Genomic DNA, 26,857 nt, shown 5'->3' with positions numbered 1-26,857 from the left:
TGGGTTATGATAAAGAATTGTCCCGCTATTCTGTCATAGGAATGGTAGGAATAGAGAAGGATTCTCCTATTTTTATTATCAAGTGGTGTTTTTTCGGACTATTTTTGTATGTTTGAGCTGAAAAAGATTGTTTCTTCATTGTTGATGCCTTTACCTGCAATGCTCATTGTTGGTTTTTTAGGCTTGATGCTTATTATGTTTACCGCTAAACGAAAGACAGGATGTTTTGTCGTATTGTTTTCTCTTTGCGGTATTTTCCTCATTGCTTTCCAACCTATCTCTACGCGCCTTCTAATGCCAATGGAGCGGACTTACTCTGCCTTTTTACCCATCGATGAATCTATCGATTACGTGATGGTTCTAGGCAGTGGGCATGTGGTCGATGATCAAATCCCACCCACCTCTGAACTCAGTCGCACTGCGTTGATGAGACTGAGTGAAGGGATTCGAATCTCTCGTATGTACCCGGGTTCTAAACTGATTCTCTCAGGTTACGCTGGAGGTTCTGAATTTAGTAACGCGCGAATGATGGCGAAAGTTGCACTCGCGTTAGGGGTGTCCAAGTCTGATATTATCTTGCTGGAAACAGCCAAAGATACGTGGGAAGAAGCGCGACAAGCCGCGGCGTTTGTCGGTCAGAAAAAACTGATACTCGTTACATCGGCAAGTCATATGCAGCGCTCACTAAACGAGTTTCACTCCGCTGGAATTAAACCAGTTCCTGCGCCAACTAACTACTTGGCCCACCAAAATATTAATCAGCCTTGGGAAAAATACACACCAAGAGCACGCTACCTAGAGCAAACAGAACGATATTGGCACGAAACCTTAGGGATGATCTGGCAAACATTACGTGATAAAGCCGCCAATTACGAAGAGAACGTTTTGGAAGTAGAAGACAATACGCTTTAGGCGTCATCTCTAAAACGGTTAAATTTATGAATCTCCGAGATAGATCGCTCCCATATTAAAAGCCCGAAGTCATAAACTTCGGGCTTTTTTGTCTATCCTATGAATAAATACCGTGATTGTGGGAACACAATCTTTTACGAATGCTAGGTTTAGTCTCCGGCAAACATATACCCCTCGCCATGGACAGTGACAAAAATTTGCGGGTTCTTTGCGTCGTATTCCATTTTCGCTCTCATGCGTCTGATCAACACATCAATAGTACGATCGTTTGGCGCATCAACGCGGTGACTGATCATGTTGAGTATACGTTCTCGACTTAGCACTTGGTTAGGGTACGATGATAACGCAACAAGCAATTCGTATTCGGCTTTGGTCAGTTTAACCGGAACACCATCACGGCTAAGTGCTCTGCGCTGAATATCAAACGTCCAATCACTAAAGTGAACCAATTTCTCGTTGGCGTCTTTTACCGTAGGGAGAGAAGAGGCATTCTTTGCTGTTGAGATCCGCCACAATAAATTTTTCACTCGAACCAGCAGTTCACGTAATTCAAAGGGTTTGGTGACGTAATCATCCGCGCCCATTTCTAAGCCAACAATCTTATCAATGCTGTCGGTTCGCCCGGTTACCAAAATAATACCCATGTCCGACTGACTTCGCAGTTCTCGTGTCAACATCAGGCCATCAGAGCCTGGAAGGTTAATGTCAAGCATGACCAAATCGACAGAGGACATGTTCAATATTTCATGCATCTGTTCACCGCTTTGAGCTTCACTCACCGTATAACCTTCATTCTGAAAGTAGCCGACCAGCTTACTGCGTGTGACAGCATCGTCTTCGACGACCAGTATATGATAAGTCATTTAACCCACTTATTTTTATTCATTGGAATGATTTTGCTAGAGCCATTCTATTCATAATTCATCACAATTCTAGCTCATCCGGTTAAGTTTGGACAAATCTTGCAAGTTTATTGATTCAAAACAAGATAGCTGAATCTGTTCATAATTCGACATAATTTCACAATTTTTATCATACTCTTAAGTAACCCTGTTCATTTTTATTCGTTAAACTAGAAAGATAATTTCTGTTAAGGCTAATGACAATGCAAGAAACAAAAGCATTCAACGAAAAACGTGCTGAAATCTACTGGTGGCTATCTAGTCTATTCGCCAAAGAACTCACAGAACCGGATATCGAACAGTACCAGTCGGCTCAGATTAGAGCTTTCCTTACTGGTTTGGGAGAGAACCCATCATTAAAGCCTGCGATTGATAAACTCGTTGATGCACTGAATCGACTGCAAGATAGAGAAGATGCACAACTTGAGTTATCTGCTGACTTTTGTGACCTATTTTTAAAGTCAGATAAAGATTCGGCTCTGCCATACGCGTCAATTTATATTGGCGAGGCTGGAATACTCAACGATACCCCTGCAAAGGAAATGGCGGATCTGATGGCGAAGCATAATGTGGCAGTGCATGAAACCCTCAATGAACCGGCTGATCATATCGCTATTGAGCTCGATTTTTTAGGTCACCTGATTATCCGTTCCAATGAAGTTGAAATAGAAAAGCACCTTGACCAAGCGCTGATTGAGCAAGAACAGTTTATCTCAACCTACTTGTTATCTTGGGTCCCGCAATTCACTCATAAATGTCAGCAATTGGATGATTTCGGTTTCTATGCTGCAGTATCTGAATTGATGCGTGCTTTTCTGGAACTCGATTGCCAGTACTTAACTGGCGAGTAAAAACTCGATATAAACACCATGATATTGTCTAATTGTCGTTTTAGATCACGCGAATATGACCGCTTTTCATTGCTTGTCCTTCACATGACGTCTAAAATTGAAATAATAACGACAAAAGAATGACTAACTAACCGCTATTATTGGCGGTTTTTGTGTTTTTACTCATAATAAGATGTTTTTGCTCATGTAAGCACTGAAACGCTTTGTTAGTGAATGGAATTGCAACTGCAATTAACAGGAAAAGAATTATGGCCACAATTAAAGATGTTGCTCGCTTAGCTGGCGTATCAACGACCACTGTTTCTCACGTTATCAATAAAACGCGATTCGTGGCAGAAACGACACAAGAAAAAGTGAATAAAGCCGTTGAAGAGCTCAACTACGCGCCAAGTGCCGTTGCCCGCAGCTTAAAATGCAACACAACACGAACTATTGGCATGCTGGTCACTCAGTCTACTAATCTTTTCTTTTCTGAAGTCATTGACGGTGTTGAAAGCTATTGTTATCGCCAAGGCTACACGCTGATTCTTTGTAACACCGGCGGTATCTATGAAAAACAGCGTGACTATATTCGCATGCTGGCCGAGAAACGAGTGGATGGCATTCTGGTCATGTGTTCTGACCTTACTGAAGAACTTCGAGAAATGCTTGATCGTCACTCAACCATTCCAAAGGTTGTCATGGATTGGGGCCCAGAAAGCTCCCAGGCTGATAAAATAATCGATAATTCAGAAGAAGGTGGTTATCTCGCCACAAAATACCTGATTGATAAAGGCCATAAAGATATTGCCTGTCTAAGCGGGCATTTTGAAAAAGCAGCATGCCAAGAGCGCATTTTAGGCTTTAAGCGAGCATTGACAGAAGCCAACCTAAAAATCGATGAAGATTGGATCTTAGAAGGTAACTTTGAGTGTGATACCGCAGTCTTAGCAGCAGACCAAATTGCGGCGATGGACAACAAACCAACGGCCATTTTCTGTTTCAACGACACGATGGCTCTCGGTTTAATCAGTCGCTTGGGGCAAAAAGGGATTAACGTTCCTAACGATATCTCTGTCATTGGTTATGACAATATTGAGCTTGCTGAGTACTTTTCTCCTCCACTAACGACCGTACACCAACCCAAACGTCGTGTAGGTAAAAATGCATTTGAAATTTTGCTTGAGAGAATCAAAGATAAAGATCACGAAAAGCGCATATTTGAGATGCACCCTGAAATCGTAGAACGAAACACCGTAAAGGATCTCAATAAGTAGTTTGCTTTGACCGGCTTTTCTTTACTTGCTAATTATATGTTATAGTTTAGACTCAATATTGAGATGAATTTGTTGGATGAACATCACACTAACCAGGCGGTTTTGTGATTCTCATTCAAATTGATCAAAGCTTTATTTTCAGTCACGCACAGGGCAAACCACTTGAAAAGGTGGGACGCAAAGCCTCCGGCCTAAACCAAACATTCTGTTTATCACAGGAGTTGGTAGGTAGCGGGGTTACCGATGGCAAGCAATGCAAACATAAAATTTACCCGTAAATGACACAGTTTCTGCATATTTTGCTAACCTCTCGGACCTGATTTGGTGGCGTATTTAACATACACCGAGAACATACAGCATGGATAAACCAATACTAAAAGACTCAATGAGGCTGTTTGAACAGCTTGGACGAGTAAAGTCTCGTTCAATGTTTGGCGGTTTCGGTATTTTTGTTGAAGACACAATGTTTGCACTTGTTGTAAATGACAAACTTCACATAAGAGCCGATAGCATTGCCGTTAAAAAGTTCAAGCAGCAAGGCTATATGCCATATGTCTATAAAAAGCGCGGACACCCTGTCGTAACAAAATATTATGCGTTACCTGATGATTGGATGTCAGATTCAGCAACCACTCTCGCTGAAGCGAAAAACTCATTAGAGATTGCAAAGAAAGAGAAAGAAAGCCAAGCATCTGCAAAACCGGATCGCCTTAAGGATTTACCAAATCTTAGGTTGGCAACGGAAAGAATGCTGAAAAAAGCGGGTATTGATTCTGTAGCAACGCTTGAGGAACAAGGCTCTGTAGCCGCTTATAAGGCCATTCAGCAATCTCACCCATCAGATGTGGGGCTGGAGCTTCTTTGGGCGCTAGAAGGCGCCATTAAGGGGACTCACTGGTCTGTTATTCCCCAAGAGAGACGGGAAGAACTCGCGAATCGATTAAGATAACTCAAAAAAGCCAACATTCATATGTTGGTTTTTTTATGCCTCGTTATCAGCATCAAAGCTTGAATCTTTTTATTCTATTGCTACTTGAAATTTTTTCACCCTAATACGGTTCTCTATAAACACATCAACTTACTGGTTCTCTAACTATGAATAAAAAAATACTCTTTGCCATTTTTCTGATAGGCACCATTTTGTTTCTAACGATAAACTACGGGCACCTTTTGACTTTAGAGAATGCAAAGTCACAGCAAGAATCATTGAGTAATATTATTGAATCCAACTTTGTAATCGCTGCGCTAAGTTACTTTGTGATTTATATCGTTGTGGTCGCATTTTCTATACCAGGTGCTGCGGTTGTTACTCTATTAGGTGCCGCGTTGTTTGGATTTTGGACCAGCTTAGTTCTAGTTTCTTTTGCCAGCTCAATAGGCGCAACGCTTGCCTTTCTTAGTAGTCGATTTTTGTTGAAGGAATGGGTTCAAAAGAAATTCGGTTCCAAACTCTCGACGATTAATGAAGGGGTAGAAAAAGATGGCGCGTTTTATCTTTTTTCACTGCGTCTTATCCCTGTTGTTCCATTCTTTTTGATCAACCTTTTAATGGGATTGACGCCAATATCAGCTTTAAGATTCTACCTCGTGAGCCAACTCGGTATGCTACCGGGTACCGCTGTCTATCTTAACGCGGGAACACAACTCGCCAACATAGAAAGCCTTTCAGGCATTGTCTCCTTGCCTGTAATTCTATCGTTTGTTTTGTTGGGGCTATTTCCAATCATCACCAAGAAAGCTATGACGATAATAAGAAAGAGTGACTCTGCGAAGCAAAATGAAGGGTAACGTATTCTTGAGGCAAAAAAGTCGTGGTGCTACGGAATAAGGCTCGTGTAGCACCTAATTGATCTTGCTTGGGTGGGATTCTTGCGTGAGTGGAATCTACCTATCGAGTGCAGTTTTTAATAAACTCTATAGAGTAACGATTAAATTCTTCCGGGCGCTCAACATTACATACATGGCCACAATTAGGTATTTCTAGCAGTTTGCTATCTTGATGAGCCGCAACCATTTCTTTTACCGGTTGGATAAACATATAGTCTTGCTCACCCATTAAATAGAGTGTCGGGATCGGTAACTCTCTATTTTTGAAGTACTTCATCAATGGGTTGACTTCCGCCGTCAAAATAAACCAACGTTTAAACTCTTTCTGACATAATTTTTTTGCCTCTCGTACAAACATATGACGAGACTCTTTCTGATTGCGCTGAGGCATAACAACATAAGCAAACAAACGATATAACCACATGTACGGGATGATGTGTTTACTCAAGTCACCAAGTTTTATTAATATTTGAGAACGAATATTAAGCCGTGTAACAGCGCCCCCTAAAACCATACTATGTACACGCTCTGACGCAATCTCTGCAATGTTCTGAACAATGATCGTCCCTAGAGACATGCCAACAAAGTGGGCAGAGCGAATTTTAACGTGATCCAGTACTTTCAAAATATCCAGGGTCACTTCTCTAAACGTATAACGATTCGCAATAAGATCTTTGATAAATAGATTTGATTTTCCATGCCCACGAAGATCAAGCAGCAAGATATTGAAATGCTCTTTGTATGCTTTAATCTGTTTGAACCATATCGACGAGCTTCCACCTGCCCCGTGCACAAAAACCACCCACTCATTACTTGAAGGGTGTTCGTATGTCTTATGAAAAAGTAGAGTTTGTGACATTATTCAATAAAACCTAAATACGCAATCTAATGAACCTAACATAGAAGCCTACCATATTTTATCGCAAATGCTATTTATCGGATAATAAACACCACTCAAATAGTATTCTAGTTGTTGCCTGACGCAACCATTCACATAGGGATACATTAATGTTACAAAATCTAAACCGCACAACCTTTATCGTTTAAGCAAAAAAAAAGCACCCGTAGGCGCTTGAATGTATAGAGTGTTATTGAGTACTTCGATACATAGCTAAATAGTGCTTAGCTGCATCATCCCAACAAAAATTCTTTTTCATTGCATCTAGCTGCAGTCGACGAATCTCTGGGGTATTTTGTGCATAAAGTAACAGTGAACGCATAAGCGTCAGCAAAAGAGCATTTGCCGTTGGCTCAGTAAAGACAAAACCTGTTGCTTGTTCAGGGTTCTCATCGTAATCCGTGACGCTGTCTTTTAAACCGCCCACTCCGCGTACTATCGGAAGTGTGCCGTAGGACATACTATAAATCTGATTCAAGCCACACGGCTCAAACTCAGACGGCATCAAAAAGAAATCCGAACCAGCTTCGACCCAATGAGCCAGCTTATTGCTATACGCTTCGACAAATGCGAATTTTTCTCCGTGTTGAGCCGCAATGTCTTTCAATTGACTCGCCAGTACTGGATCTCCGGTACCGACAATGACGATTTGTACATCATGCTTAAGAAACTCATGCAAAATAGGTAACAAGTAGTGAACACCCTTTTGATGTGTCAAACGACAAACCATCCCATAAAGGGCGACATCTTTAACCGGCAAACCCACTTCTTCTTGTAAGGCTTGACGATTAGCTTTCTTACCGCGAACCATACTTTGCTTTGTCGCTTTGTAGGTTTTAGTCAGGTAGTCATCCGTTTCTGGATTCCACGATGAATAGTCACATCCATTGAGGATACCCACTAAATCATCTTTACGACGATTGAACTCATAAGACATGCCATGGCTTCCAAGCTCGGTCTTAAGCTCTTCCGCGTACGTCGGGCTAACGGCATTGATCTTGTCAGCACACATCACTCCAGCTTTCAGCATAGTGATATGTGTATCGCTTACCGCAGCTTCCGGCACATGTCTAGAGTGAAACTCAGGGACCGACTGCAATTCATCGTAACTGAACACACCTTTAAAAACGGCGTTATGAATTGAGATAACACTTCTCATGCCTTGATAAAAGGCGTCTGCTTGATGACGAACTTTCAGAAAGTATGGGACGAGGCCCGTGTGCCAATCATTCGCATGAACAATATTTGGTTGGAAGCCAAGCTTAGGGAGCATGTCTAAACTTGCCGCACTGAAAAAAGCGAACCGTTCTGCATTGTCTGTATAAGCTTGATTATTTTCCGCATACATTTCCTTGCGAGAAAAATATTTCTCACAACGAATCGCATAGACAGGAACACCTGATACTTCGGTACTCACGACTTGATATTCAGTATGTGGCCAACTATTCAACTGAGTATCAATCAACACCTCAGCATCTTCAATATTAGGGATTTGGCTGTAAGCTGGAATAGCTAGTTTCACCACTTGCTTCAATCTTTGCAAGGATTCAGGCAGTGCCTTGGCAACATCCGCCAAGCCACCACTTTTGATCAATCCTTCAACCTCAGAAGCAACAAATAAAATCGATAGCTTTTTAGTAGCCAATTTTCTCGCCCTTTCCTATCACAACAACACCATCTTCTGACACATGATAGTGCTTTTTATCTTCTTGTAAATTCACACCAATCTGAGTTCCTGGCGCAATATCGGCATTTTTGTCAACAATGACACGGCGCAATACACAGCCTTCACCAATCTTGACGTCTCCTAATAGAATGCTTTCACTAATATCACACGCTGAAGCAATGTTACTTCTGAAACCCAACACTGATTTTTCAATTCTTGAACCACGAACATAGCTACCATTACAGACTAAGCTATCGATAATCTGAACACGTCCATTGGCTGAGTCGGTAAAGGTTGCTGGTGGTAATGCTGGATAAAATGTATGTAAAGGCCATTTTCGGTTGTATAAAGAGAACGGTGGATCCTTTTTCAACAAATCCATATGAGCCTGCCAATACGCATCGATCGTACCTACATCTCGCCAATAAACTTCTTCTCTCTCACCTGTAATGGTATTCGTACTAAAGTCATAAACAAACACATCGCCACGTGGGTACATATTTGGAATGATGTCATTGCCAAAATCATGCGACGAGCCTTCTTTATCTGCATCTTCAATCAACTCTGCATAAAGGTTTTGTGCTTCGAAAATGTAGTTGCCCATCGATACTAATGCATTTTCCGGATCGCCTGGAATTGCCTTTGGATTGGCCGGTTTCTCTTGGAAACCCACCATGCGGCCTTCTGTATCAACTTCAATGACACCAAACTGTGACGCTTCAGCAAGTGGCATACGAAGTGCAGAAACCGTTAAAGCCGCTTCTTTTTGTTTATGGAAATCAAGCATTTGCCTGATGTCCATTTTATAAATATGATCAGAGCCAAATATGCAGACTTGATCCGGTTCCGCTAATTGCATGAAGTTCAAGTTTTGATAAATTGCGTCTGCAGTTCCCTCATACCAACGCTTTCCCGTTCTCATTTGAGCAGGGATTGGATCAATAAATCGATCGGTAATCCCACTGATATTCCAACCTTTTTTCATGTGGTGGAATAAAGATTGAGATTTGAATTGCGTCAGTACGTAAATACGCATCAAATCTGCGTTAACAAAGTTATTCAGAGCGAAATCGATTAAACGATAACTGCCTCCAAACGGGACTGCAGGTTTGCTCCGAGATTCGGTTAACGGTCTAAGGCGAGAACCTTCGCCGCCAGCAAGAATCATACCTAAAACACCAGCCATTTTTTTCTCCATATTTATTATATTATTGTTTGGCACTATATTTATTAGTATTGGGGGTAGCGCCACTGTTCCTTCTTTTACACAAAGTCGATATCAACGACTTCGACTTCGCGATCAAGCTCCTATACGGTAACTGCTTCCGAAAATAATACAATTTCAAATATGCAATTACGTTAGTTACCTTTATGTTTCCTTCTTACATTCTTGGCTAGCTCACAGATATAGAGTAAATACGAACAAATCAGTAACATTAAACACACAAGGTTTTGATGTAAGTTCCATAAAGGAATTATTCGTATCATTTATATTGCAAATACTTACATGCCCTGACGGCGATGCTATGAATCAAACAACGATTTCGCTACAGATTCGTCAGCTACTGACCATAATACATAGGATTTATTCACCGAACGCTTCGCTAAATATAAAGCGCCATCTGCTTTAGCAAGAGCATCTCTCATTGAGTCCTTTGAATCAATACACGCTCCCCCGATTGTTAAACGGTAATCAGACAACATAGGAACACTGCGTATTTGACGTACAAGCCTTTTGCATAAGTCTTCTAGTGATCTGTCGCTATCGGTGTTGGTCATGAGCAGAAAATCTCGATAACTCCAACGGCAAACAGAATCATATTCTCTAACGCAAGTCTGTATCGCGGCGGCGACTGAATAGCTCACTTCATCGTCAATATCTGATGATAGAGACAAATCATGACAATTATATTGTTCAATATCTACCCACAGCAAACCAAAGCGCGTTCCCTCTCGCTGAGAAATGGCTATCGCCTTAGAGATCTCTCTTTCTATTCCAACTTTGCTGTACAATCCTGTCAATGGGTCTAACGTTTCTAGGCTATGAAGGTCATGTCGTGTCGGTGTCGATTGAAAAGACTGTCGTTCTGATTTCTGCTTGGGCGGGTGGGTCATCAATTCTAGTTGACTCATCATTGCCCCAATTTCGTTACTTGGTTTTTTAATAAATCGCATTTTTTTCGCATTATTGTTTGGATCTAAATATCGATGTAAGGAGGCGTGCGTATCAACTATTGGCTTTATGAACAGTTTGTCGATAACGGTATAAAGCGCCATAAAAAAAATAGCGATCACAATGGCGATTAAGATGTAAATCAAATACGACTGTTTATATTGAACAATGTGTTTTTCATTGATAAACGAGATCTCATACCAATCGATCACATCGAGATATTCGATTGCAGCGATGACATTACTGCTTTCTAGTTTAGTAACTAACCTATCTGGCTCTTGACCTAGACGCTGCCTTTCCATTAGATATTCAATGTTCAGGTAATCTTGTTCGTCGACAACAGTCTCAATAATGGATCTAAACGCTAAAGGCTTAGGATCCTGTTGAGACGGTTGTGGACGACGTGGAAGCTGGATTTGGTAAAACGGATCAACCAGGATGGTGTTAATCCCAACCTCCGCGTTTTCCTTTAAGTGCTGTTTGTACTCTGATATCTCTAGACCCGTCCCAGCAATGCCAAGAAATTCACCCTTATTGTAGATAGCCTGATTAATCCAGAGAAATATTTCATTGAGTTCCTTGCTGTAATCTAAATTCACATTCACGGTTAACGCACTGGCTTTATGATCGAAAAACCAACGATCATGCTCATTCCCTTCTTCTAATTGATGTTGAAGGACGCCCCCCTCCTCCTGTGAAGTCTGGCTAGAATCAAAAAAGTAGTACTCCAGTGACTGGTCTAAAGCAATGAAGGAGTTTTTGGAATGAAATCGCTGGTGAAAATCATGAAGAACCTGCAAAGCAGAATGTTTGAACTGGGCATGATCGGTGTCTTGCGCCCATGCGACTAATGCGCGATTTGTCGCCAATGCTTCAACGATACTGACATCATGCTCAACATCATGTAAGAGACTATCAAAATCGAAAGTCGAGGCTATCTGTCCATATTTCCACAACAGATCGATAGTTAATTGGCGCTCATAATATCGGACAACCGACAAGACAACCACAATCAAAGTGATCGTAGCAATTGTATAAAGCCAGGTAAGTTGTGTGCGAATATTCATAGCGATCACTCTAGTAACTATTCCATCATTAGAGCTAGTTGATTGCGAGGTAAATAGGGGACACTGGAAAATATAAGATATATCACATCTCAGAAGCAAAACTCATACTTAAGTATGAAAAAAGCAGCTCTTGTGAGCTGCTTTCAATCGTTACTTTTTGGGCTTTTTCCTTTTATCGGTAATTTCCCATTTCCCATCGACGAACATGCCAGTCCAGCCAGAAGGCTTACCGTCTATTTCAGAACGCACATAGTTTTCTTTCGTTTTACGGCTAAATCGAACTACGGTAGGCAACCCATCAGGGTCTTCCGTTGGCGCATCAGCCAAGTAAGTAAATTTAGGGGATAGCCTATCTTTAAACCGAACCAACTCGGAAACCAATGGTGCTCGGGTTTCACGCGATTTAGGAAAGTTACTCGCCGCCATGAATAGACCAGACGCACCATCTCTCAAAACAAAATACGCATCTGAATTTTCACATGGTAATTCAGGTAAATGAACCGGATCTTCTTTGGGTGGTGCAACTTCCCCATTTCTCAGAATCTTACGCGTGTTCTTACAGGTCTCGCTGGTACAGTCCATATATTTTCCAAAGCGGCCATTTTTTAGCACCATATCTGAGGAACATTTATCGCATTCAACAAGAGGACCGTCGTAACCTTTAACTTTGAATTCACCGTACTCAACAACGTAACCATCACAATTTGGGTTGTTACCACAAACATGCATCTTACGTTTTTCGTCAATCAGATACGCATCCATTGCTGTTTCACAAATCGGACAACGTTTCTTAGCTCTCAATGCCTCAGTTTCAACGTCTTCTTCAAGTACATTGATAATACCGTCTTCATCGCCTAGGTTTATTGTCGTTTTACAACGCTCTTTGGGTGGCAGCGCATAACCCGAACAACCTAAGAACACGCCTGTTGATGCGGTGCGAATCCCCATAGGTCTCGAGCAGGTTGGGCATTCAATATCGGTTTCCACAATATTGTTTGGCTTCATTCCGCCTTCAAGCTCATCGAGATCGGCTTTTTCTAAATCACCGGTAAAGTCTGTGAAGAAGTTGTTGAGAACCCCCTTCCAGTCCATATTACCTTCTGCGACTTGGTCAAGCTTAGCTTCCATTCGAGCGGTAAAGTCAAAGTTCATTAAATCATCGAAACTACCATCGAGGCGATCGGTGACAATTTCACCCATTTTCTCTGCATAGAAACGACGTTGGTCCACTTTGACATAACCACGGTCTTGAATCGTAGAAATAATAGAGGCGTATGTAGAAGGACGACCAATGCCACGCTTCTCTAGTTCTTTCACAAGTGCCGCTTCCGTAAATCGGGCTGGTGGCTTGGTAAAATGTTGTTTCGGCTCTAGAGTTTCAAGCTTTAATGTATCGCCAACTTGTACTGCGGGCAAAATCTGATCTTCATTTTTACCTAACGGGCGTTGAACACGAGTCCAACCATCAAACTTGAGGATGCGACCTTTCGCTTTTAATGTGTATTCATCCGCTTTCACGCTCACGGTGGTAGAATCGTATTTGGCTTGCGTCATTTGACAGGCAACAAACTGATTCCAAATTAATGTGTACACTTTCTGAGCGTCAGGTTCTATACCTTGCAAGTCTTCCGTTTTAACCTCAACACTAGACGGACGAATCGCTTCGTGAGCTTCTTGAGCGCCTTCCTTGCTACCGTAAACAAGAGGTTTAGCTGGCAAGTAGCTCTCACCGAACTCAGTGTTGATATACTCTCTCACAGACTCTACAGCCTCTGAACTCAAGTTAGTTGAATCTGTACGCATGTACGTGATGTAACCACCCTCATACAGCCTCTGAGCAAGCATCATGGTCTTTTTCACGCCATAGCCGAGACGTGTACTCGCAGCTTGCTGCAGTGTTGAAGTGATATAAGGCGCAGATGGCTTACTTGATGTCGGTCTATCTTCACGCTTGCACACTTCAAAAGTGGCATTTTCTAAGGTATTAACCGCAGATAGCGTTTGCTGTTCATTGGTCGGCTTAAAAGCAACACCATCTTTTTGAGCAACTTGTAAACGGAAATTAGTCTCTGTACTAGTCAGAGTATTCGCATGAATGTCCCAAAACTCTTCTGGAATAAACGCTTTAATTTCACGCTCTCGTTCGACAAGAAGTTTAACCGCAACCGACTGAACTCGACCAGCCGATAAACCTCGTGCTACTTTTTTCCAGAGTAATGGCGAAACCATAAAGCCAACCACTCGATCCATAAAACGTCGAGCTTGTTGGGCATTGACTCCATCCATATTCAATTCACCAGGCGTTTCAAAAGCCTGCTGAATCGCATTTTTGGTGATTTCGTTAAAGACCACTCGTTTGTATCGCTGTTCATCACCGCCGATGATCTCACGAAGATGCCATGCGATCGCTTCTCCTTCGCGGTCCAAATCGGTTGCGAGATAAACATAATCAGCATCTTTAGCCAATTTCTGTAGTTCGGCGACGACTTTTTCTTTACCTGGAAGTATTTGATAATTCGCTTCCCAGTCATTAAATGGGTTAATGCCCATTTTCTTGATTAAAGCTTTGCGGTCTTTTTCTTTCTTGATGCGTGCTTTTTCCTCAACACTCATCCCTTTAGTCGAGATAGCTGCAGCTTTTTTTCCGGTACTTTGACCCGCCGTCGGAAGATCACGCACATGACCGACGCTAGATTTAACGATGAAATCTTTACCAAGGTACTTATTAATAGTTTTTGCCTTGGCTGGTGATTCCACTATAACGAGTGATTTACCCATAATTGACTCAAATGTCCTTAATCGCTGCGCGAAATTTATCGCATGACATACTTAAATGCTTGTTCTTTTTTTACTATCGAGCGAGATTCGAAGAAGATCAATATCTTTTTTTAAAAAATAAATTCAATTGGTCGACAAATCGACAAAATCACGGGTAAATTACCGAGAAATAAATGACTGCACCTCAATAAGCTGGCACATACTAAACACCTAAGTCGTTGTGCTTCCAATCATTAACATAAAACTTAGTCGTAACTCACAAAATCCATTTTCATATTTTCCATTGAATTTCCTTTTTTCTCGCATAAGATAGAGCGATATCTAAATGCCATCCATCAAAAAAGTAGCCAAATACGCATGAAAAACGCCATTTCTAGTTTCGATTTATTGCTCATTGCCAATCAGATTATTCAGGAGCATGATGACTATATTGAGGGTATGAGAGCCACCTCTGTGGAAGAAAAAGAAGAGGTTTTAATCTTTAAAGGCGAGTATTTTTTAGATCAAAACGGAATGCCTACAGCCAATACGACGGCGGTATTCAATATGTTTAAGTACCTTGCTCTCCACCTCTCTAAAGAGTTTACTCTCCAACAATAAAAAAGCTTGCCGATGGCAAGCTTTTTAGCAAATCCACTACTGGCTGAGGCCAGACAGTTTTTCAAAATAGTCGGGGAAAGTCTTCGACGTACATTTTGGATCATTAATGGTCACCGGTGTGTCACTTAACGCGACCAGTGAAAAGCACATTGCCATGCGATGGTCATCATAAGTATCAATCGCAGCATGTGTCAGCTTACTCGCTGGCGTGATAATGATGTAATCTTCACCTTCTTCGACTTCAGCTCCTACTTTGCGTAGCTCTGTTGCCATCGCTGAAAGGCGATCCGTCTCTTTAACTCGCCAATTGTATACGTTGCGAATAGCCGTCGTACCTTTAGCAAATAGAGCCGTGGTGGCTATCGTCATTGCGGCATCAGGAATATGGTTAAAATCCATATCTATGGCATTTAATTCGCCGCAGCGAGAGATAACATAATCCTCACCCCACTCGATTTCTGCACCCATTTTTTCTAACGCATTGGCGAACTGAACATCACCTTGAATACTATTTTTTCCAATGCCTGTGACTTTAATTTCTCCACCTTTGATCGCCGCAGCCGCAAGAAAATAAGAAGCGGAAGAAGCATCACCTTCAACAAGAAAATCACCAGGAGAAACATACGATTGACCGGCTTTGATAATGAAGGACTGATAATCGTTGTTAATCACGTCAATACCAAATTGTTTCATAATATGAAGCGTAATATCGATGTATGGTTTAGACACCAACTCCCCTTCAATATCGATGGTCATGTCACCGTTTGCTAGCGGCGCCGACATTAAGAAAGCCGTCAGAAATTGACTTGATATTGAGCCATCAATGGATACGGTGCCAGACTGTAAGCCTGTACCCGTTATTTTTAGCGGTGGGTAGTTTTCGCTTTCTAGGTACTCAATTTTAGCACCCGCTTCTCTTAGCGCATTAACAAGGTGTCCAATTGGTCGCTCTTTCATTCTAGGCTCGCCCGTGAGCACAAATTCACCGGTTCCTAAACAAAGCGCCGCCGCCAATGGGCGCATTGCGGTGCCTGCATTACCAAGAAAAAGTTCTTGAGCGTCCTCGATACTGAACGCTTCACCAAGCCCAACTACTTCACATTCCGTTTTGTCTTGTGACAATGTGTAAGAAACACCAAGTTGCTTCAAGGCATTCAGCATATGCCGAATATCATCGCTATCAAGCAGATTGGTTAGACGTGTCGTACCTTGTGCTAATGCGGCAAGAAGTAACGCACGATTAGAAACACTTTTCGAACCGGGTAAGTTCACAACCCCATTTACTTTTTTAATTGGTTGTAACGTAAGACTTTCCATTAAAAATTATTATCCTTGAACTCAATGCTGAACTTCCCAGAGTGAAGCATTAGTGAAAAATTTGATTCTTTCAGACTAACGAAAATAATTCCTGAACTCCAGACCTAATCTACGTTTCGTTAAAATATTTTTACGCTCAAATTCTGACTTTTATACGCCATCCTATTGACAATGAAAATATCTCACTGGTGACAACAAAAGCTGACATCAAGACGAAAAGTGAATACCATTGACTCATCCTCTTACCGCTTGTCTTTTACTACTCTTATGGCTATTTACTTACCCGAGCTACCTCTTACTCAATTAGTGTTCCCCTCTCCTTATGAAGCACTGACCGAGCCCAATGGATTGCTTGCCTTTGGTGGAGATCTTTCCGCGGATAGAATCTATGCAGCCTATCAGCAAGGTATTTTTCCTTGGTATGGCCCCGGAGAGCCAATTTTGTGGTGGAGCCCAGCCCCTAGAGCCGTATTTTATCCGGTCAGCTATACGCCATCGAAAAGTGTCAAAAAATTTCAGAGGAAACACCAGTATCGGGTTAGCTTAAATCAAGCAACAGACCAGGTAATCCAATTGTGTGGTAATTTGAGACCGGAAGAAGAAACATGGTTGAATCCGGATATGCAGTCTGCATACACAGAACTTGCAGAGCGAGGATTGTGCCATTCTGTTGAAGTTTGGAGTGATAGCGAACTCATAGGTGGGCTATACGGGATAAGCGTCGGGGCACTGTTTTGTGGTGAGTCGATGTTTAGCCTTAAAAGTAACGCCTCTAAAATTGCGCTTTGGTATTTTTGTCATCATTTCCAAAAGCACGGTGGTACCTTGATCGATTGCCAAGTGATGAACCCTCACCTCACTTCTTTGGGTGCAACAGAAATACCACGAGACGAATTTTTAAATTCATTGCTACAATTAAAACAACAAGTCGTTACTAATGATTGTTTTAGCACTCAATGGCTCGCATCTCCATTAGAGGATCATAAATGAGCTCTGACATTCAACAAATCAAAATAGGGCTAACAAATAGCCACCCGTGCAGTTATCTTGAAAACAAAGAAGAACGTGTAGCGGTTGCTCTTGATACACAAATGCACTCCCCTTCAAGCTATGAAGTATTACTGGCGAATGGATTTCGTCGCAGTGGTGATACTATTTATAAACCTCATTGCGATAATTGCCAATCCTGCCAGGCATTACGCGTTTCCGTTCCCGATTTTGTCCTCTCCAAAAGTCAAAAACGGCTCAAAAACAAAGCATCCGATTACCATTGGGTATTAAAAGATGAACTGGATGAAAGTTGGTTTGATCTCTATTCTCGTTATATCCACGCACGCCACAAAACAGGCAGCATGTTTCCGCCAAAAAGCGAAGAATTTGCCAAATTTTCAACTTGTGCTTGGTTAAATACCCAGTTTCTACATGTTTACGAACAAGAAAAACTCATCGCTATCGCAGTCACTGATCTAATGAGTAACAGTGCCAGCGCCTTCTACACTTTTTTCGACCCAGATATCCCTCTATCTCTTGGAACACTTGGTGTTCTATACCAATTAGAATATTGCCAAATGCAGGGTAAACAGTGGCTCTATTTAGGTTATCAAATCGACGAATGCCCAGCTATGAACTATAAAGTCCGATTTCATCGTCATCAAAGGCTAGTAAATCAACGTTGGCAAGGGTAGAATACGCTCCAACTTTGCATAATTCCCCATTTTGACGGTGAGTAAAGTCCGTTAAAATTGCCAAATTTCTAAAGAGGATTAAATGGCTAAAGAAGACGTAATTGAGATGCAAGGCACTGTCCTTGATACTCTTCCAAACACAATGTTCCGTGTTGAGCTAGAAAACGGTCACGTAGTTACAGCTCACATCTCTGGTAAAATGCGTAAGAACTACATTCGTATTCTTACTGGTGACAAAGTAACTGTTGAGATGACACCATACGATCTTTCTAAAGGACGTATCGTCTTCCGTGCTCGTTAATCTCTGACTGCCTTAGAGCAATCCGAATTAGTCGAATACAACAAAAAGCGGAGCCATGGCTCCGCTTTTTGTTGGTTGTTATTTATTGCTATCGGCTAAGTGTTCAGCTTTCTTAACTCGGTAACATGTAAGCTACGGTCGTTCTGTTTTATTTCCCAAGCGCTTCTTTATAATGACGGCGACAAGCTGATACATAACGGTCGTTACCACCAATAGCCACTTGATCGCCCTCTGCTATCGCATTTCCTGCTTCATCGGTTCTTATTACCATGTTCGCTTTACGCCCACAGTGGCAAATTGTTTTTAACTCAACCAGCTTATCTGCCCAAGATAATAAATATTGGCTACCCTCAAAAAGCTCACCCAGAAAATCCGTTCTTAACCCATAACAAAGCACTGGGATGTTCAACTTATCTACGACCTCAGTTAACTGATAAACTTGCTCTTTTGATAAGAACTGACATTCGTCCACCAAGATACAGTGACGCTTCTCTTGTTCATTTAAATGCGCTATTTCTTCGTATAAATTGGTTTCACTTCTAAATAACTGAGCTTCAGATTGCAGACCGATACGTGAGCTCACCTTGCCGATGCCATAGCGATCATCAAGTGCCGCGGTAAAGATAACAGGCACCATTCCTCGCTCTTGATAATTAAAAGATGATTGTAAAAGTGTTGTCGATTTACCCGCGTTCATTGCTGAGTAGTAAAAATACATCTGTGCCAAAAGAAAGTACCTGCTTTGCCATTTGTTGTATATGAGAGTTGCGTATAATAATTGCGTATAAGCATTACGCATAAAAATGATATATGGAAAATAAACAATAAAAGATTGAACATAAAAAAGGGCTGAAAAGTCAGCCCTAATCATTCAATTAATTGCGACGCCAGGTCGTACCTTCTGCACCATCTTCAAGAACAATGCCCATTTCAGTGAGCTTGTTTCTTGCCAAATCAGCATTAGCCCAATCTTTAGACGCTCTTGAATCGTTACGCAGCTTGATCAATCCTTCAATTTCAGCGACTTCATCGTTATCCGCGACGTCTCCTTTCAAAAAGGCTTCGGGCTCTTGATGCAGAATACCAATCACGTCAGCAAGCTCACGCATCAGGCTTCCCAATTCACTCGCCTTTTGGATGTTCTCTGTTTTAATGCGATTAATATCTCGCGCCATTTCAAACAACACAGAATAGGCTTCAGGCGTATTGAAGTCATCATTCATTGCTTCTGAGAAGCGGGAAATGTATTGCTCACCACCAGCAGCTGCGACCGTTAGATCCAAACCACGAAGAGAGGTGTACAAGCGCTCTAGTGAAGCACGAGCCTGATTGAGGTTTTCCTCACTGTAATTTAATTGGCTACGGTAATGACCAGACATTAGGAAGTAACGCACGGTTTCAGGATCGTAATGCGCTAACACATCACGAATAGTGAAAAAGTTACCTAATGACTTCGACATCTTCTCTTTGTCGACCATCACCATCCCACTGTGCATCCAAGTATTTACATACTGAGTACCATGAGCGCAGCACGACTGAGCTATTTCATTTTCATGATGTGGGAACTGCAAATCGGAGCCACCGCCATGAATGTCAAAATGATTACCCAATATTGAAGAGTTCATTGCTGAACACTCAATGTGCCAACCAGGACGCCCCGCACCCCATGGCGATTCCCAAGTGGGTTCGCCTGGTTTGGACATTTTCCACAATACGAAATCCATTCCGCTACGCTTGACACTGGTTTCTTCTAAAGTCACGCGAGAGCCAGCTTGTAATTGATCGAGGTCCTGGCGAGAAAGTCGACCATATTCATCATACTTTTTCACTTCGAACATCACATCGCCGTTGCTTGCTACGTAAGCAAACCCACGTTCAATCAGCTTCTCGACCAGATCAATAATCTCTTGGATGTATTCTGTTGCTCTCGGCTCTACATCCGGTCGTTTCATATTCAGAGCGTCAAAATCCGCATGCATTTCAGCTATCAATCGTTCCGTTAATGAATCGCAAGTTTCGCCATTTTCTGCTGCGCGTTTAATGATTTTGTCATCGATATCAGTAATATTGCGAACAAAATTCAGATCAAACCCTAAATAGCGCAAGTAGCGAGAAATAACATCGAAAGAAACAAAGGTACGACCATGACCGATATGACAGAGATCGTATATGGTTACCCCACAGACATACATGCCTACTTTTCCGGCATTGATTGGTTTGAATTCCTCTTTCTGTCTTGTGAGTGTGTTATATATCTTTAACATGATCTCTATCTAATATTTGGTGAAATAAAGTAAATCCGAGTATATCAAGTCACAGCTTTTTAGGTAATCCCACTATGAGTAAAAATCTGACTATATCGGCAAATTCATCGGCAGTTTCTATGAAAATCCACGTATTAAATTGAGTAAAGTTGATATAGAATCTTTGCCCTAAGTCAAAAACATGAGTTAAAGGTATATCCATGATCACGCTTCATACTAATTTCGGCGACATCAAAATCCAACTAAATGAAGAAAAAGCACCAGAAACGTGTGCGAACTTTTTACAATACTGCCGTGACGGTTTTTACGACAACACACTTTTCCACCGTGTTATCGATGGTTTTATGATTCAAGGTGGTGGCATGGAATCGGGTCTTCGTGAAAAGGCTACTCGTGCGACGATCAAGAATGAAGCTAATAATGGCCTAAGCAACAAAGTGGGCACGTTAGCTATGGCACGTACAATGGAACCTCATTCTGCAAGCTCTCAGTTCTTCATTAACGTTAATAACAACAACTTCCTAGATTTCCGCTCAGAGAGCATGGATGGTTGGGGTTACTGTGTTTTTGCTGAGGTTGTTGAAGGTATGGACATCGTTGATAAAATTAAAGCAGTAAGCACAGGAACGATGGGGATGCACCAAGATGTCCCTCTAGAAGAAGTCCTTATTACTGGCTCGACTATTGAAGAATAAGTGAGACAGAAGAGCACCTAGTGTGCTCTTCTATATTGATTATGACGACACTATTTATTTCAGACTTGCACCTTTCTCCTATACGTCCTGATATCACTCAATGCTTCATCGACTTCATGCGTAACGACGCTATTAACGCCACTCGCCTTTACGTACTTGGTGATCTGTTTGAGTTCTGGGTAGGTGATGATGACAACTCTGAGTTTTCTCTGCTGATTCAAAAAGAGTTCAAGCAATTAACAGATTCTGGAGTCGATTGTTACTTCACACAAGGTAATCGAGATTTTCTTGTCGGCAAACGATTCGCCAAACAAACCGGGATGACCCTTCTCAATGATGAAACCGTGATTGACCTTTATGGTCGCAAGGCCGTCATTCTTCACGGTGACACCTTGTGTACGTTAGACATCAAATATTTAGAATATAGAAAAAAGGTACATCAGCCATGGCTTCAATGGGTCTTTAACCGTATTCCATTTTTCATCAAAAAAAGAATCGTGTCCAAAGTTCAGTCTGACATTAAGGAAGACAAACAGAAAAAATCGATGGAGATCATGGATGTAACCCCCGGTGAAGTGGTTTCTGTCATGGAGAAGCATGGCGTCAATTTAATGATCCATGGGCATACACACAGGCCAAACATTCATCAAGTTAGTACATCTAATGGTGAGAGTATTCGAATCGTATTAGGCGATTGGTATGCCCAAGGTTCGATTTTGGTCTATGATGATAGTGGATTCAAATTACAAGAAAAAGCATTACAAAGTTGAATGAATTGACAATTTTGACTCACGTTTTGTGAATCATCACTTGTTGGTACAGTAAATACAACGCAAAAGATAAGGGACTTTTTTGAATTATTCTTATGTTGCTCGGCAACCTATTTTGGATCGAGATAGAAAAACCATTGGCTACGAGCTGCTCTTTAGAGATGGCCCTAACAACTGCTTTCCAGAAATTGACTCAAACCTGGCCACTAGTCGCTTGTTGTCTGATCATTTTTTGTCGACTCATTACTCGACGCTGGGTGAACACCTTGGTTTTGTTAACTTCCCATACCAGAGCCTAATTAATCGAGTCCCATCACTGTTTCCTGTCGATAACTTAGTCGTTGAAGTCCTAGAGGACTGTTTACCGACCGATGAATTACTCGAAGCCATCAAAGATATGGCGAGACAAGGCTATAAAATAGCATTAGACGATTTTGTCCCGAGCAAAGAATGGAAGGCTTTTTTGCCTTATATCTCGATAATTAAATTTGATATTCGCGCATTACCCATTGCTAAAACTCGAGTTTTCATAGAAAAAGCAAAAGATACAAAGATCCGTTTCCTAGCAGAAAAAGTAGAAACCCACGAAGAGTTTGAACAGGCAAAAGAGGCCGGTTATCATTATTTCCAAGGCTATTTCTTTAGTAAACCGGAGATAATTCAACGTAAAGCGCTGGAACCGTCATTCGTTACCCTCATCCAACTTTGTAAAGAAGTGGCCAAAGACGATATTAATTATGCATCCATAGAAGATCTAGTGAGCTCAGACTTAACGCTATCTTATAAGCTCCTGACGTTTGTTAACTCTTCCTCAACGGTGAGCTCAAAGATCACCTCTTTTAGACAAGCGCTCGTTTATCTCGGTAAAGAACGGTTGAGAAAATTCATTTCCTTAGTCGCTATAGCATCGACTAAAGAATCAAAACCTCAGTACCTTTATGGTCTTTCCGTTCAGAGAGCAAGATTTTGTGAATTACTCTTTACTCATCATACGTCCGAAGTTGCAGAAGGTAGCGCCTTTTTAACGGGTATGTTTTCGTTGTTAGACAGCCTATTGGATCAACCTCTTGAAGAATTAGTCGAGGCAATGCCAATTGAAGAAGAAGTCAAAGAGGCTCTGTGCCATGGCTCCGGCGTACTCGGGCAAATCTTACTATTAGTCAAAGCGTATGAAAAAGCGGATTGGTCAAAAGTCGCTGAGATGACAGAAGAGCTTGGATTGGAAAGTGACAAAGTCAACCTAAGTTACGATGAGTCGTTAAAATGGACGGCTGATCTTTTCTCTGCCAGTTAACGAAGGCCCTGTTCTACACCTCGGAACAACAGACAATATCGTTTTTAGCATAGATATAGCTGACTGCTTTATTAACCACCTTCATATTTTGGCGTCTTTAGATGGCGCCTTCTTCATTATCAATCGACCCTATACTAGCAATGGACCCTATTATGCCTTTATGCCCTTGTGGGAGCTCACTGACCTACGCGGCTTGTTGTGAACCCATTCATTTAGATCATTCTGCTGCTCACTATCCAGAGCAGTTAATGCGCGCTCGATATAGTGCTCATGTACTCAAACTGGTCGATTTCGTTGTTGATACTTATCACCCAAGTTGCTTGGCAAGCGAATCCAAAGAAGCCATCACGGAGTCTATTCATTGTGATTGGTGTAAGCTCGATGTTACCTCAACACAGTACGGCAAACATTCTGATGAAGGGTATGTTTCGTTCAAAGCGTATTTCAATGACGATACCCAACAGTATTGTATGCAAGAAAAATCACGTTTCATCAGACTCAACAACCTTTGGTACTACATCGATGGCGTTGTCGAAGAAGACCCTTGTCAAAAACAGTCTGCGCCTAAAATCGGACGCAATGACCCCTGCTTATGTGGCAGTGGAAAAAAATATAAAAAGTGCTGCGGATAAACTCTAGCTGCTTGAAAACAGCTGGCCTTTAAACAAACCTTGAAACAAGCAGTAAAAATAAGACCAACAATAAAAAAGCCGAACAATCTCACTCTATGTAAGGGATTGCTCGGCTTTATCTTTTTAATGAAAACTACCTAGACTCAGAGAACGACTAAAACGCTAGGCTGCTTTACCTTTAGGGTTCGCTCTATTATTGGGTTCGGTACATCAACCAATATGAGTCAGCCCTCCCATGTACTTCTGTAACACAGTTGGAATTGAGATTCGACCATCCGCTTCTTGATTGTTTTCTAAAATTGCTACCATAGTACGACCAACCGCTAAACCAGAGCCATTCAGCGTGTGCACCAGTTCTGGTTTCTTCTCACCTTTACGGCGGAAACGCGCTTGCATACGGCGAGCTTGGAAATCACCCATGTTAGAACATGAAGAAATTTCACGATACGTTTCTTGTGCCGGAACCCACACTTCCAAATCGTACGTTTTATGAGAACCAAAGCCCATATCGCCAGTACAAAGGACGACTTTACGGTAAGGAAGCTCAAGTAACTGAAGTACTTTCTCCGCGTGACCAGTCAGTTCTTCAAGTGCGTCCATTGAATCTTCAGGTTTTGTAATCTGTACCAATTCAACTTTGTCAAACTGGTGCATACGAATAAGGCCACGCGTGTCACGGCCATATGAACCTGCTTCAGAACGGAAACAAGGGGTGTGTGCCGTCATTTTAATCGGCATATCCGCTTCATCAGTGATGGTGTCGCGCACCATATTCGTGACCGGAACTTCAGCAGTCGGAATCAAAGATAGCTTACGAGGTTCTTCATCATTCACTTTTTCAGTCAGTGGCTCCGTGTGGAAAAGGTCGCCACCGAACTTTGGTAACTGCCCAGTACCAAACAAGCTATCTGAATTGACAAGATACGGTACATACATCTCAGTGTAGCCATGTTCATCGGTATGCAGATCCAACATAAACTGCGCAATCGCGCGATGCAGACGAGCAAATTTACCTTTCATGACGATAAAGCGAGCGCCAGTGATCTTAGTAGCACTGGCAAAGTCTAACCCACCGCTAAGCTCACCCAGGTCAACATGATCTTTTACTTCAAAATCGTAAGATTTAGGTTCTCCCCAACGAGAGATTTCAACGTTGTCGTTTTCATCTTTACCATCGGGTACAGCATCATCTGGAAGGTTGGGAACCGACAACGTAATCTCTTCAAGCTTACTTTGAACAACAACCAGTTCCGCTTTTTTAGCTTCCAAATCACTGCCTAGCGTACCGATCTGCTTTTTAATCTCTTCGGCACCCGCTTTGTCACCAGACGCCATTTTCTGGCCGATTTGCTTGGAGATGGAGTTGCGCGTGGATTGTAAATTTTCGACTTCTACTTGAATGGATTTACGTTGCTCTTCAAGTTGACCGATGGTGTCTACGTCAAGTTTAAAACCGCGACGTGCTAATTTTGCAGCTGTTTCATTCAGCTCAGTGCGAAGTAATTTAGAATCCAGCATTGCTAATCCTATGCCTTATAGTTGTGGAAAACACACCAACATAACACTTAAGAAAGCGGTGATGTGTAAAGAAATTATAATCGAACAAATGTATCCAAAAACACTCACTTTTCATAGCGCTTTCGTGGGCTTTTTGCATCTAAACTAGCCAAGTAATCTAACTTTTCGCCAATTTTTGTCTCCAAACCTCTATTTGTCGGTTTGTAGTAACGTAAATGACTCATCTCTGGCGGCAGGTACACTTCGCCAGCAGCGTATGCTCCTTGCTCATCATGGGCGTATCTATATTCCGCGCCATAGCCCAAATCTTTCATTAAACTTGTCGGGGCATTACGAAGGTGTGCAGGCACCTCATATTCCGGATACTCTTTTGCATCTCGAAGGGCTTGTTTCCATGCGGTATAAACCGCATTACTTTTGGGTGCACATGCTAGGTAAACTATCGCTTGAGCAATGGCTCGCTCACCTTCAGCTGGGCCGACTCGTGTAAAGCAATCCCATGCCGATAATGCAATTTGCATCGCTCTTGGATCAGCGTTACCGATATCTTCTGAAGCAATCGCCAGTAATCTTCTTGCGATATAGAGTGGATCACACCCTGCTGAAATCATTCTGGCAGACCAATACAAAGCGCCATCAGGGTTCGAGCCTCGTATCGATTTATGCACCGCCGATATTAGGTCGTACCAAATATCCCCTTTGTTATCAAAACGAGAGACTTTTTCACCCGCAACCTCCGCGAGCAATGGTAGGGTGATTTGTTTGATGCCTTCCTCTTCTTCTGCCATATCGAACAGAAGTTCAAGATAGTTGAGTGACATGCGAGCATCACCGTTGACCAGTTCAGCCAGCCGATCCAGTACATTGTCATGGAAATGAGCATTAACCTTACCAAGGCCTCGCAGTTCATCACCCAAAGCCTGCTCTAAAGCTTGTAGAATCTCTAATGCAGATAGCGACGTGAGCTTGTATACTCGCGCCCGAGACAACAGTGCGTTGTTCAATTCAAACGAAGGGTTTTCCGTAGTTGCGCCAATAAAAGTCACCGTACCATCTTCGATATGAGGTAAAAAAGCATCTTGTTGAGACTTATTGAACCGATGAACTTCGTCGACAAACAAAATTGTGCGTTTGCCAATATTCTTATTTTCTCTCGCTTTCTCTATGGCGGCGCGGATTTCTTTAATACCCGAAGTCACCGCTGACACTCGCTCTACTTCTGCATCAGCATAGTTCGCGGCGACTTCAGCAAGCGTAGTTTTCCCCGTGCCAGGCGGCCCCCATAAAATCATAGAGTGGATATGACCCGCTTCTAAGGCCCGTCGAAGCGGTTTGCCTGGCCCTAATATGTGCTGCTGACCGATGTACTGTTCCATAGTTTCTGGGCGCATGCGTGCCGCAAGTGGACGAAAATCTTCATCTCCTGAGAAATCTAAGCTTAAATTACTCAT

At 42.1% G+C, this 26,857-nt stretch carries 24 protein-coding genes and 1 riboswitch; of the genes, 13 read left to right on the top strand and 11 right to left on the bottom strand.

The features are described 5' to 3' along the window. Nucleotides 1–108 precede the first annotated feature (108 nt). On the top strand, nucleotides 109–912 hold the full coding sequence (gene elyC / locus A1QO_RS05250) for an envelope biogenesis factor ElyC (RefSeq protein ID WP_017033759.1): 804 nt from the start codon (nucleotides 109–111) through the stop codon (nucleotides 910–912). Nucleotides 913–1,061: 149 nt separating this feature from the next. Here elyC and torR read toward each other — a convergent pair whose 3' ends face one another. After that, nucleotides 1,062–1,775, bottom strand: coding sequence for a two-component system response regulator TorR (gene torR, locus A1QO_RS05245; RefSeq protein ID WP_017040187.1), 714 nt, complete (start codon nucleotides 1,773–1,775; stop codon nucleotides 1,062–1,064). 242 nt (nucleotides 1,776–2,017) lie between these two features. Here torR and torD point away from each other — a divergent pair, with 242 nt between their 5' ends. The 4 genes from torD to A1QO_RS05225 all read left to right on the top strand — a co-directional run bounded on the left by torD (nucleotide 2,018) and on the right by A1QO_RS05225 (nucleotide 5,709). After that, on the top strand, nucleotides 2,018–2,665 hold the full coding sequence (gene torD, locus A1QO_RS05240) for a molecular chaperone TorD (RefSeq protein WP_017040188.1): 648 nt from the start codon (nucleotides 2,018–2,020) through the stop codon (nucleotides 2,663–2,665). A 248-nt stretch (nucleotides 2,666–2,913) separates the two neighbouring features. Next, nucleotides 2,914–3,921 (top strand): HTH-type transcriptional repressor PurR, encoded by a 1,008-nt coding sequence (purR, locus tag A1QO_RS05235; protein ID WP_017033756.1) that lies wholly within the window; start codon nucleotides 2,914–2,916, stop codon nucleotides 3,919–3,921. Between the two features lie 142 nt (nucleotides 3,922–4,063). Next, a riboswitch (cyclic di-GMP riboswitch) is annotated at nucleotides 4,064–4,166 on the top strand. Nucleotides 4,167–4,279: 113 nt separating this feature from the next. Continuing rightward, nucleotides 4,280–4,870, top strand: coding sequence for a TfoX/Sxy family DNA transformation protein (locus A1QO_RS05230; RefSeq protein WP_017033755.1), 591 nt, complete (start codon nucleotides 4,280–4,282; stop codon nucleotides 4,868–4,870). A gap of 146 nt (nucleotides 4,871–5,016) precedes the next feature. Beyond that, complete coding sequence (locus A1QO_RS05225; protein WP_017033754.1) at nucleotides 5,017–5,709, top strand: TVP38/TMEM64 family protein; 693 nt, start codon at nucleotides 5,017–5,019, stop codon at nucleotides 5,707–5,709. Between the two features lie 100 nt (nucleotides 5,710–5,809). Here the strand turns inward: A1QO_RS05225 and A1QO_RS05220 are convergent, their stop codons facing one another. From A1QO_RS05220 to topA, 5 genes are all read right to left on the bottom strand, one after another. After that, complete coding sequence (locus A1QO_RS05220) at nucleotides 5,810–6,607, bottom strand: alpha/beta fold hydrolase (RefSeq protein WP_017033753.1); 798 nt, start codon at nucleotides 6,605–6,607, stop codon at nucleotides 5,810–5,812. A 229-nt stretch (nucleotides 6,608–6,836) separates the two neighbouring features. Continuing rightward, nucleotides 6,837–8,291, bottom strand: a complete 1,455-nt coding sequence (gene glgA, locus A1QO_RS05215) for a glycogen synthase GlgA (RefSeq protein WP_017040189.1) — start codon at nucleotides 8,289–8,291, stop codon at nucleotides 6,837–6,839. Next, entirely contained in the window at nucleotides 8,281–9,498 is a 1,218-nt protein-coding gene (gene glgC, locus A1QO_RS05210; RefSeq protein ID WP_017033751.1) for a glucose-1-phosphate adenylyltransferase, read from the bottom strand. Before glgC ends, glgA begins: the two co-directional genes overlap by 11 nt. 338 nt (nucleotides 9,499–9,836) lie before the next feature. Continuing rightward, nucleotides 9,837–11,552: a GGDEF domain-containing protein gene (locus A1QO_RS05205; protein ID WP_017040190.1), complete on the bottom strand. Its 1,716-nt coding sequence runs from the start codon at nucleotides 11,550–11,552 to the stop codon at nucleotides 9,837–9,839. Between the two features lie 150 nt (nucleotides 11,553–11,702). After that, nucleotides 11,703–14,330 carry a type I DNA topoisomerase gene (gene topA / locus A1QO_RS05200; protein WP_017033749.1) on the bottom strand — a complete coding sequence of 876 codons (2,628 nt, stop codon included), beginning with the start codon at nucleotides 14,328–14,330 and terminating at the stop codon, nucleotides 11,703–11,705. A 357-nt stretch (nucleotides 14,331–14,687) separates the two neighbouring features. Here topA and A1QO_RS05195 point away from each other — a divergent pair, with 357 nt between their 5' ends. Further along, nucleotides 14,688–14,930, top strand: a complete 243-nt coding sequence (locus tag A1QO_RS05195) for a YciN family protein (protein ID WP_017033748.1) — start codon at nucleotides 14,688–14,690, stop codon at nucleotides 14,928–14,930. 36 nt (nucleotides 14,931–14,966) lie between these two features. Here the strand turns inward: A1QO_RS05195 and aroA are convergent, their stop codons facing one another. Continuing rightward, entirely contained in the window at nucleotides 14,967–16,247 is a 1,281-nt protein-coding gene (gene aroA / locus A1QO_RS05190) for a 3-phosphoshikimate 1-carboxyvinyltransferase (RefSeq protein WP_017038942.1), read from the bottom strand. A 267-nt stretch (nucleotides 16,248–16,514) separates the two neighbouring features. Here aroA and aat point away from each other — a divergent pair, with 267 nt between their 5' ends. The 3 genes from aat (at nucleotide 16,515) to infA (ending at nucleotide 18,233) form a co-directional block, all read left to right on the top strand. Next, entirely contained in the window at nucleotides 16,515–17,237 is a 723-nt protein-coding gene (gene aat / locus A1QO_RS05185) for a leucyl/phenylalanyl-tRNA--protein transferase (protein ID WP_017038943.1), read from the top strand. After that, nucleotides 17,234–17,932 carry an arginyltransferase gene (locus A1QO_RS05180; protein ID WP_017033745.1) on the top strand — a complete coding sequence of 233 codons (699 nt, stop codon included), beginning with the start codon at nucleotides 17,234–17,236 and terminating at the stop codon, nucleotides 17,930–17,932. The genes aat and A1QO_RS05180 overlap by 4 nt, the downstream gene beginning before the upstream one ends. Nucleotides 17,933–18,014: 82 nt before the next feature. Continuing rightward, a complete protein-coding gene (gene infA, locus A1QO_RS05175; RefSeq protein WP_001040192.1) occupies nucleotides 18,015–18,233 on the top strand; it encodes a translation initiation factor IF-1 in 219 nt (72 codons plus the stop codon). Between the two features lie 148 nt (nucleotides 18,234–18,381). Here the strand turns inward: infA and A1QO_RS05170 are convergent, their stop codons facing one another. Beyond that, on the bottom strand, nucleotides 18,382–18,960 hold the full coding sequence (locus tag A1QO_RS05170; RefSeq protein WP_026026762.1) for a thymidine kinase: 579 nt from the start codon (nucleotides 18,958–18,960) through the stop codon (nucleotides 18,382–18,384). A gap of 148 nt (nucleotides 18,961–19,108) precedes the next feature. Next, the gene (gene cysS / locus A1QO_RS05165) at nucleotides 19,109–20,497 is read right to left on the bottom strand and encodes a cysteine--tRNA ligase (RefSeq protein ID WP_026026763.1); all 1,389 of its coding nucleotides are present in this window, start codon (nucleotides 20,495–20,497) and stop codon (nucleotides 19,109–19,111) included. A gap of 200 nt (nucleotides 20,498–20,697) precedes the next feature. Here cysS and A1QO_RS05160 point away from each other — a divergent pair, with 200 nt between their 5' ends. The 4 genes from A1QO_RS05160 to A1QO_RS05145 all read left to right on the top strand — a co-directional run bounded on the left by A1QO_RS05160 (nucleotide 20,698) and on the right by A1QO_RS05145 (nucleotide 23,888). Then, entirely contained in the window at nucleotides 20,698–21,192 is a 495-nt protein-coding gene (locus A1QO_RS05160; protein WP_017038944.1) for a peptidylprolyl isomerase, read from the top strand. A gap of 41 nt (nucleotides 21,193–21,233) precedes the next feature. Next, the gene (lpxH, locus tag A1QO_RS05155) at nucleotides 21,234–21,962 is read left to right on the top strand and encodes a UDP-2,3-diacylglucosamine diphosphatase (RefSeq protein ID WP_017033740.1); all 729 of its coding nucleotides are present in this window, start codon (nucleotides 21,234–21,236) and stop codon (nucleotides 21,960–21,962) included. Between the two features lie 82 nt (nucleotides 21,963–22,044). Continuing rightward, the gene (locus A1QO_RS05150; protein WP_017033739.1) at nucleotides 22,045–23,256 is read left to right on the top strand and encodes an EAL and HDOD domain-containing protein; all 1,212 of its coding nucleotides are present in this window, start codon (nucleotides 22,045–22,047) and stop codon (nucleotides 23,254–23,256) included. 152 nt (nucleotides 23,257–23,408) lie between these two features. After that, nucleotides 23,409–23,888, top strand: coding sequence for a YchJ family metal-binding protein (locus A1QO_RS05145; RefSeq protein ID WP_038131616.1), 480 nt, complete (start codon nucleotides 23,409–23,411; stop codon nucleotides 23,886–23,888). Between the two features lie 210 nt (nucleotides 23,889–24,098). Here the strand turns inward: A1QO_RS05145 and serS are convergent, their stop codons facing one another. Next, the gene (serS, locus tag A1QO_RS05140; protein WP_017033737.1) at nucleotides 24,099–25,406 is read right to left on the bottom strand and encodes a serine--tRNA ligase; all 1,308 of its coding nucleotides are present in this window, start codon (nucleotides 25,404–25,406) and stop codon (nucleotides 24,099–24,101) included. Between the two features lie 104 nt (nucleotides 25,407–25,510). Then, complete coding sequence (locus tag A1QO_RS05135; protein WP_017033736.1) at nucleotides 25,511–26,857, bottom strand: replication-associated recombination protein A; 1,347 nt, start codon at nucleotides 26,855–26,857, stop codon at nucleotides 25,511–25,513.

Source organism: Vibrio genomosp. F10 str. ZF-129 (genome assembly GCF_000287055.2).
Taxonomy (GTDB): domain Bacteria; phylum Pseudomonadota; class Gammaproteobacteria; order Enterobacterales; family Vibrionaceae; genus Vibrio.
Note: the sequence above shows the minus strand (reverse complement) of the source record. Positions and strands in the feature narration are given on the sequence as shown.

Excerpts from the sequence above, each read along its gene's own strand:
- elyC (WP_017033759.1), top strand. The coding sequence starts at position 109 with ATGTTTGAGCTGAAAAAGATTGTTTCTTCATTGTTGATGCCTTTACCT.
- torR (WP_017040187.1), bottom strand. The coding sequence starts at position 1,775 with ATGACTTATCATATACTGGTCGTCGAAGACGATGCTGTCACACGCAGT.
- torD (WP_017040188.1), top strand. The coding sequence starts at position 2,018 with ATGCAAGAAACAAAAGCATTCAACGAAAAACGTGCTGAAATCTACTGG.
- purR (WP_017033756.1), top strand. The coding sequence starts at position 2,914 with ATGGCCACAATTAAAGATGTTGCTCGCTTAGCTGGCGTATCAACGACC.
- A1QO_RS05230 (WP_017033755.1), top strand. The coding sequence starts at position 4,280 with ATGGATAAACCAATACTAAAAGACTCAATGAGGCTGTTTGAACAGCTT.
- A1QO_RS05225 (WP_017033754.1), top strand. The coding sequence starts at position 5,017 with ATGAATAAAAAAATACTCTTTGCCATTTTTCTGATAGGCACCATTTTG.
- A1QO_RS05220 (WP_017033753.1), bottom strand. The coding sequence starts at position 6,607 with ATGTCACAAACTCTACTTTTTCATAAGACATACGAACACCCTTCAAGT.
- glgC (WP_017033751.1), bottom strand. The coding sequence starts at position 9,498 with ATGGCTGGTGTTTTAGGTATGATTCTTGCTGGCGGCGAAGGTTCTCGC.
- A1QO_RS05205 (WP_017040190.1), bottom strand. The coding sequence starts at position 11,552 with ATGAATATTCGCACACAACTTACCTGGCTTTATACAATTGCTACGATC.
- topA (WP_017033749.1), bottom strand. The coding sequence starts at position 14,330 with ATGGGTAAATCACTCGTTATAGTGGAATCACCAGCCAAGGCAAAAACT.
- A1QO_RS05195 (WP_017033748.1), top strand. The coding sequence starts at position 14,688 with ATGAAAAACGCCATTTCTAGTTTCGATTTATTGCTCATTGCCAATCAG.
- aroA (WP_017038942.1), bottom strand. The coding sequence starts at position 16,247 with ATGGAAAGTCTTACGTTACAACCAATTAAAAAAGTAAATGGGGTTGTG.
- aat (WP_017038943.1), top strand. The coding sequence starts at position 16,515 with ATGGCTATTTACTTACCCGAGCTACCTCTTACTCAATTAGTGTTCCCC.
- A1QO_RS05180 (WP_017033745.1), top strand. The coding sequence starts at position 17,234 with ATGAGCTCTGACATTCAACAAATCAAAATAGGGCTAACAAATAGCCAC.
- infA (WP_001040192.1), top strand. The coding sequence starts at position 18,015 with ATGGCTAAAGAAGACGTAATTGAGATGCAAGGCACTGTCCTTGATACT.
- cysS (WP_026026763.1), bottom strand. The coding sequence starts at position 20,497 with ATGTTAAAGATATATAACACACTCACAAGACAGAAAGAGGAATTCAAA.
- A1QO_RS05160 (WP_017038944.1), top strand. The coding sequence starts at position 20,698 with ATGATCACGCTTCATACTAATTTCGGCGACATCAAAATCCAACTAAAT.
- lpxH (WP_017033740.1), top strand. The coding sequence starts at position 21,234 with ATGACGACACTATTTATTTCAGACTTGCACCTTTCTCCTATACGTCCT.
- A1QO_RS05145 (WP_038131616.1), top strand. The coding sequence starts at position 23,409 with ATGCCTTTATGCCCTTGTGGGAGCTCACTGACCTACGCGGCTTGTTGT.
- serS (WP_017033737.1), bottom strand. The coding sequence starts at position 25,406 with ATGCTGGATTCTAAATTACTTCGCACTGAGCTGAATGAAACAGCTGCA.
- A1QO_RS05135 (WP_017033736.1), bottom strand. The coding sequence starts at position 26,857 with ATGAGTAATTTAAGCTTAGATTTCTCAGGAGATGAAGATTTTCGTCCA.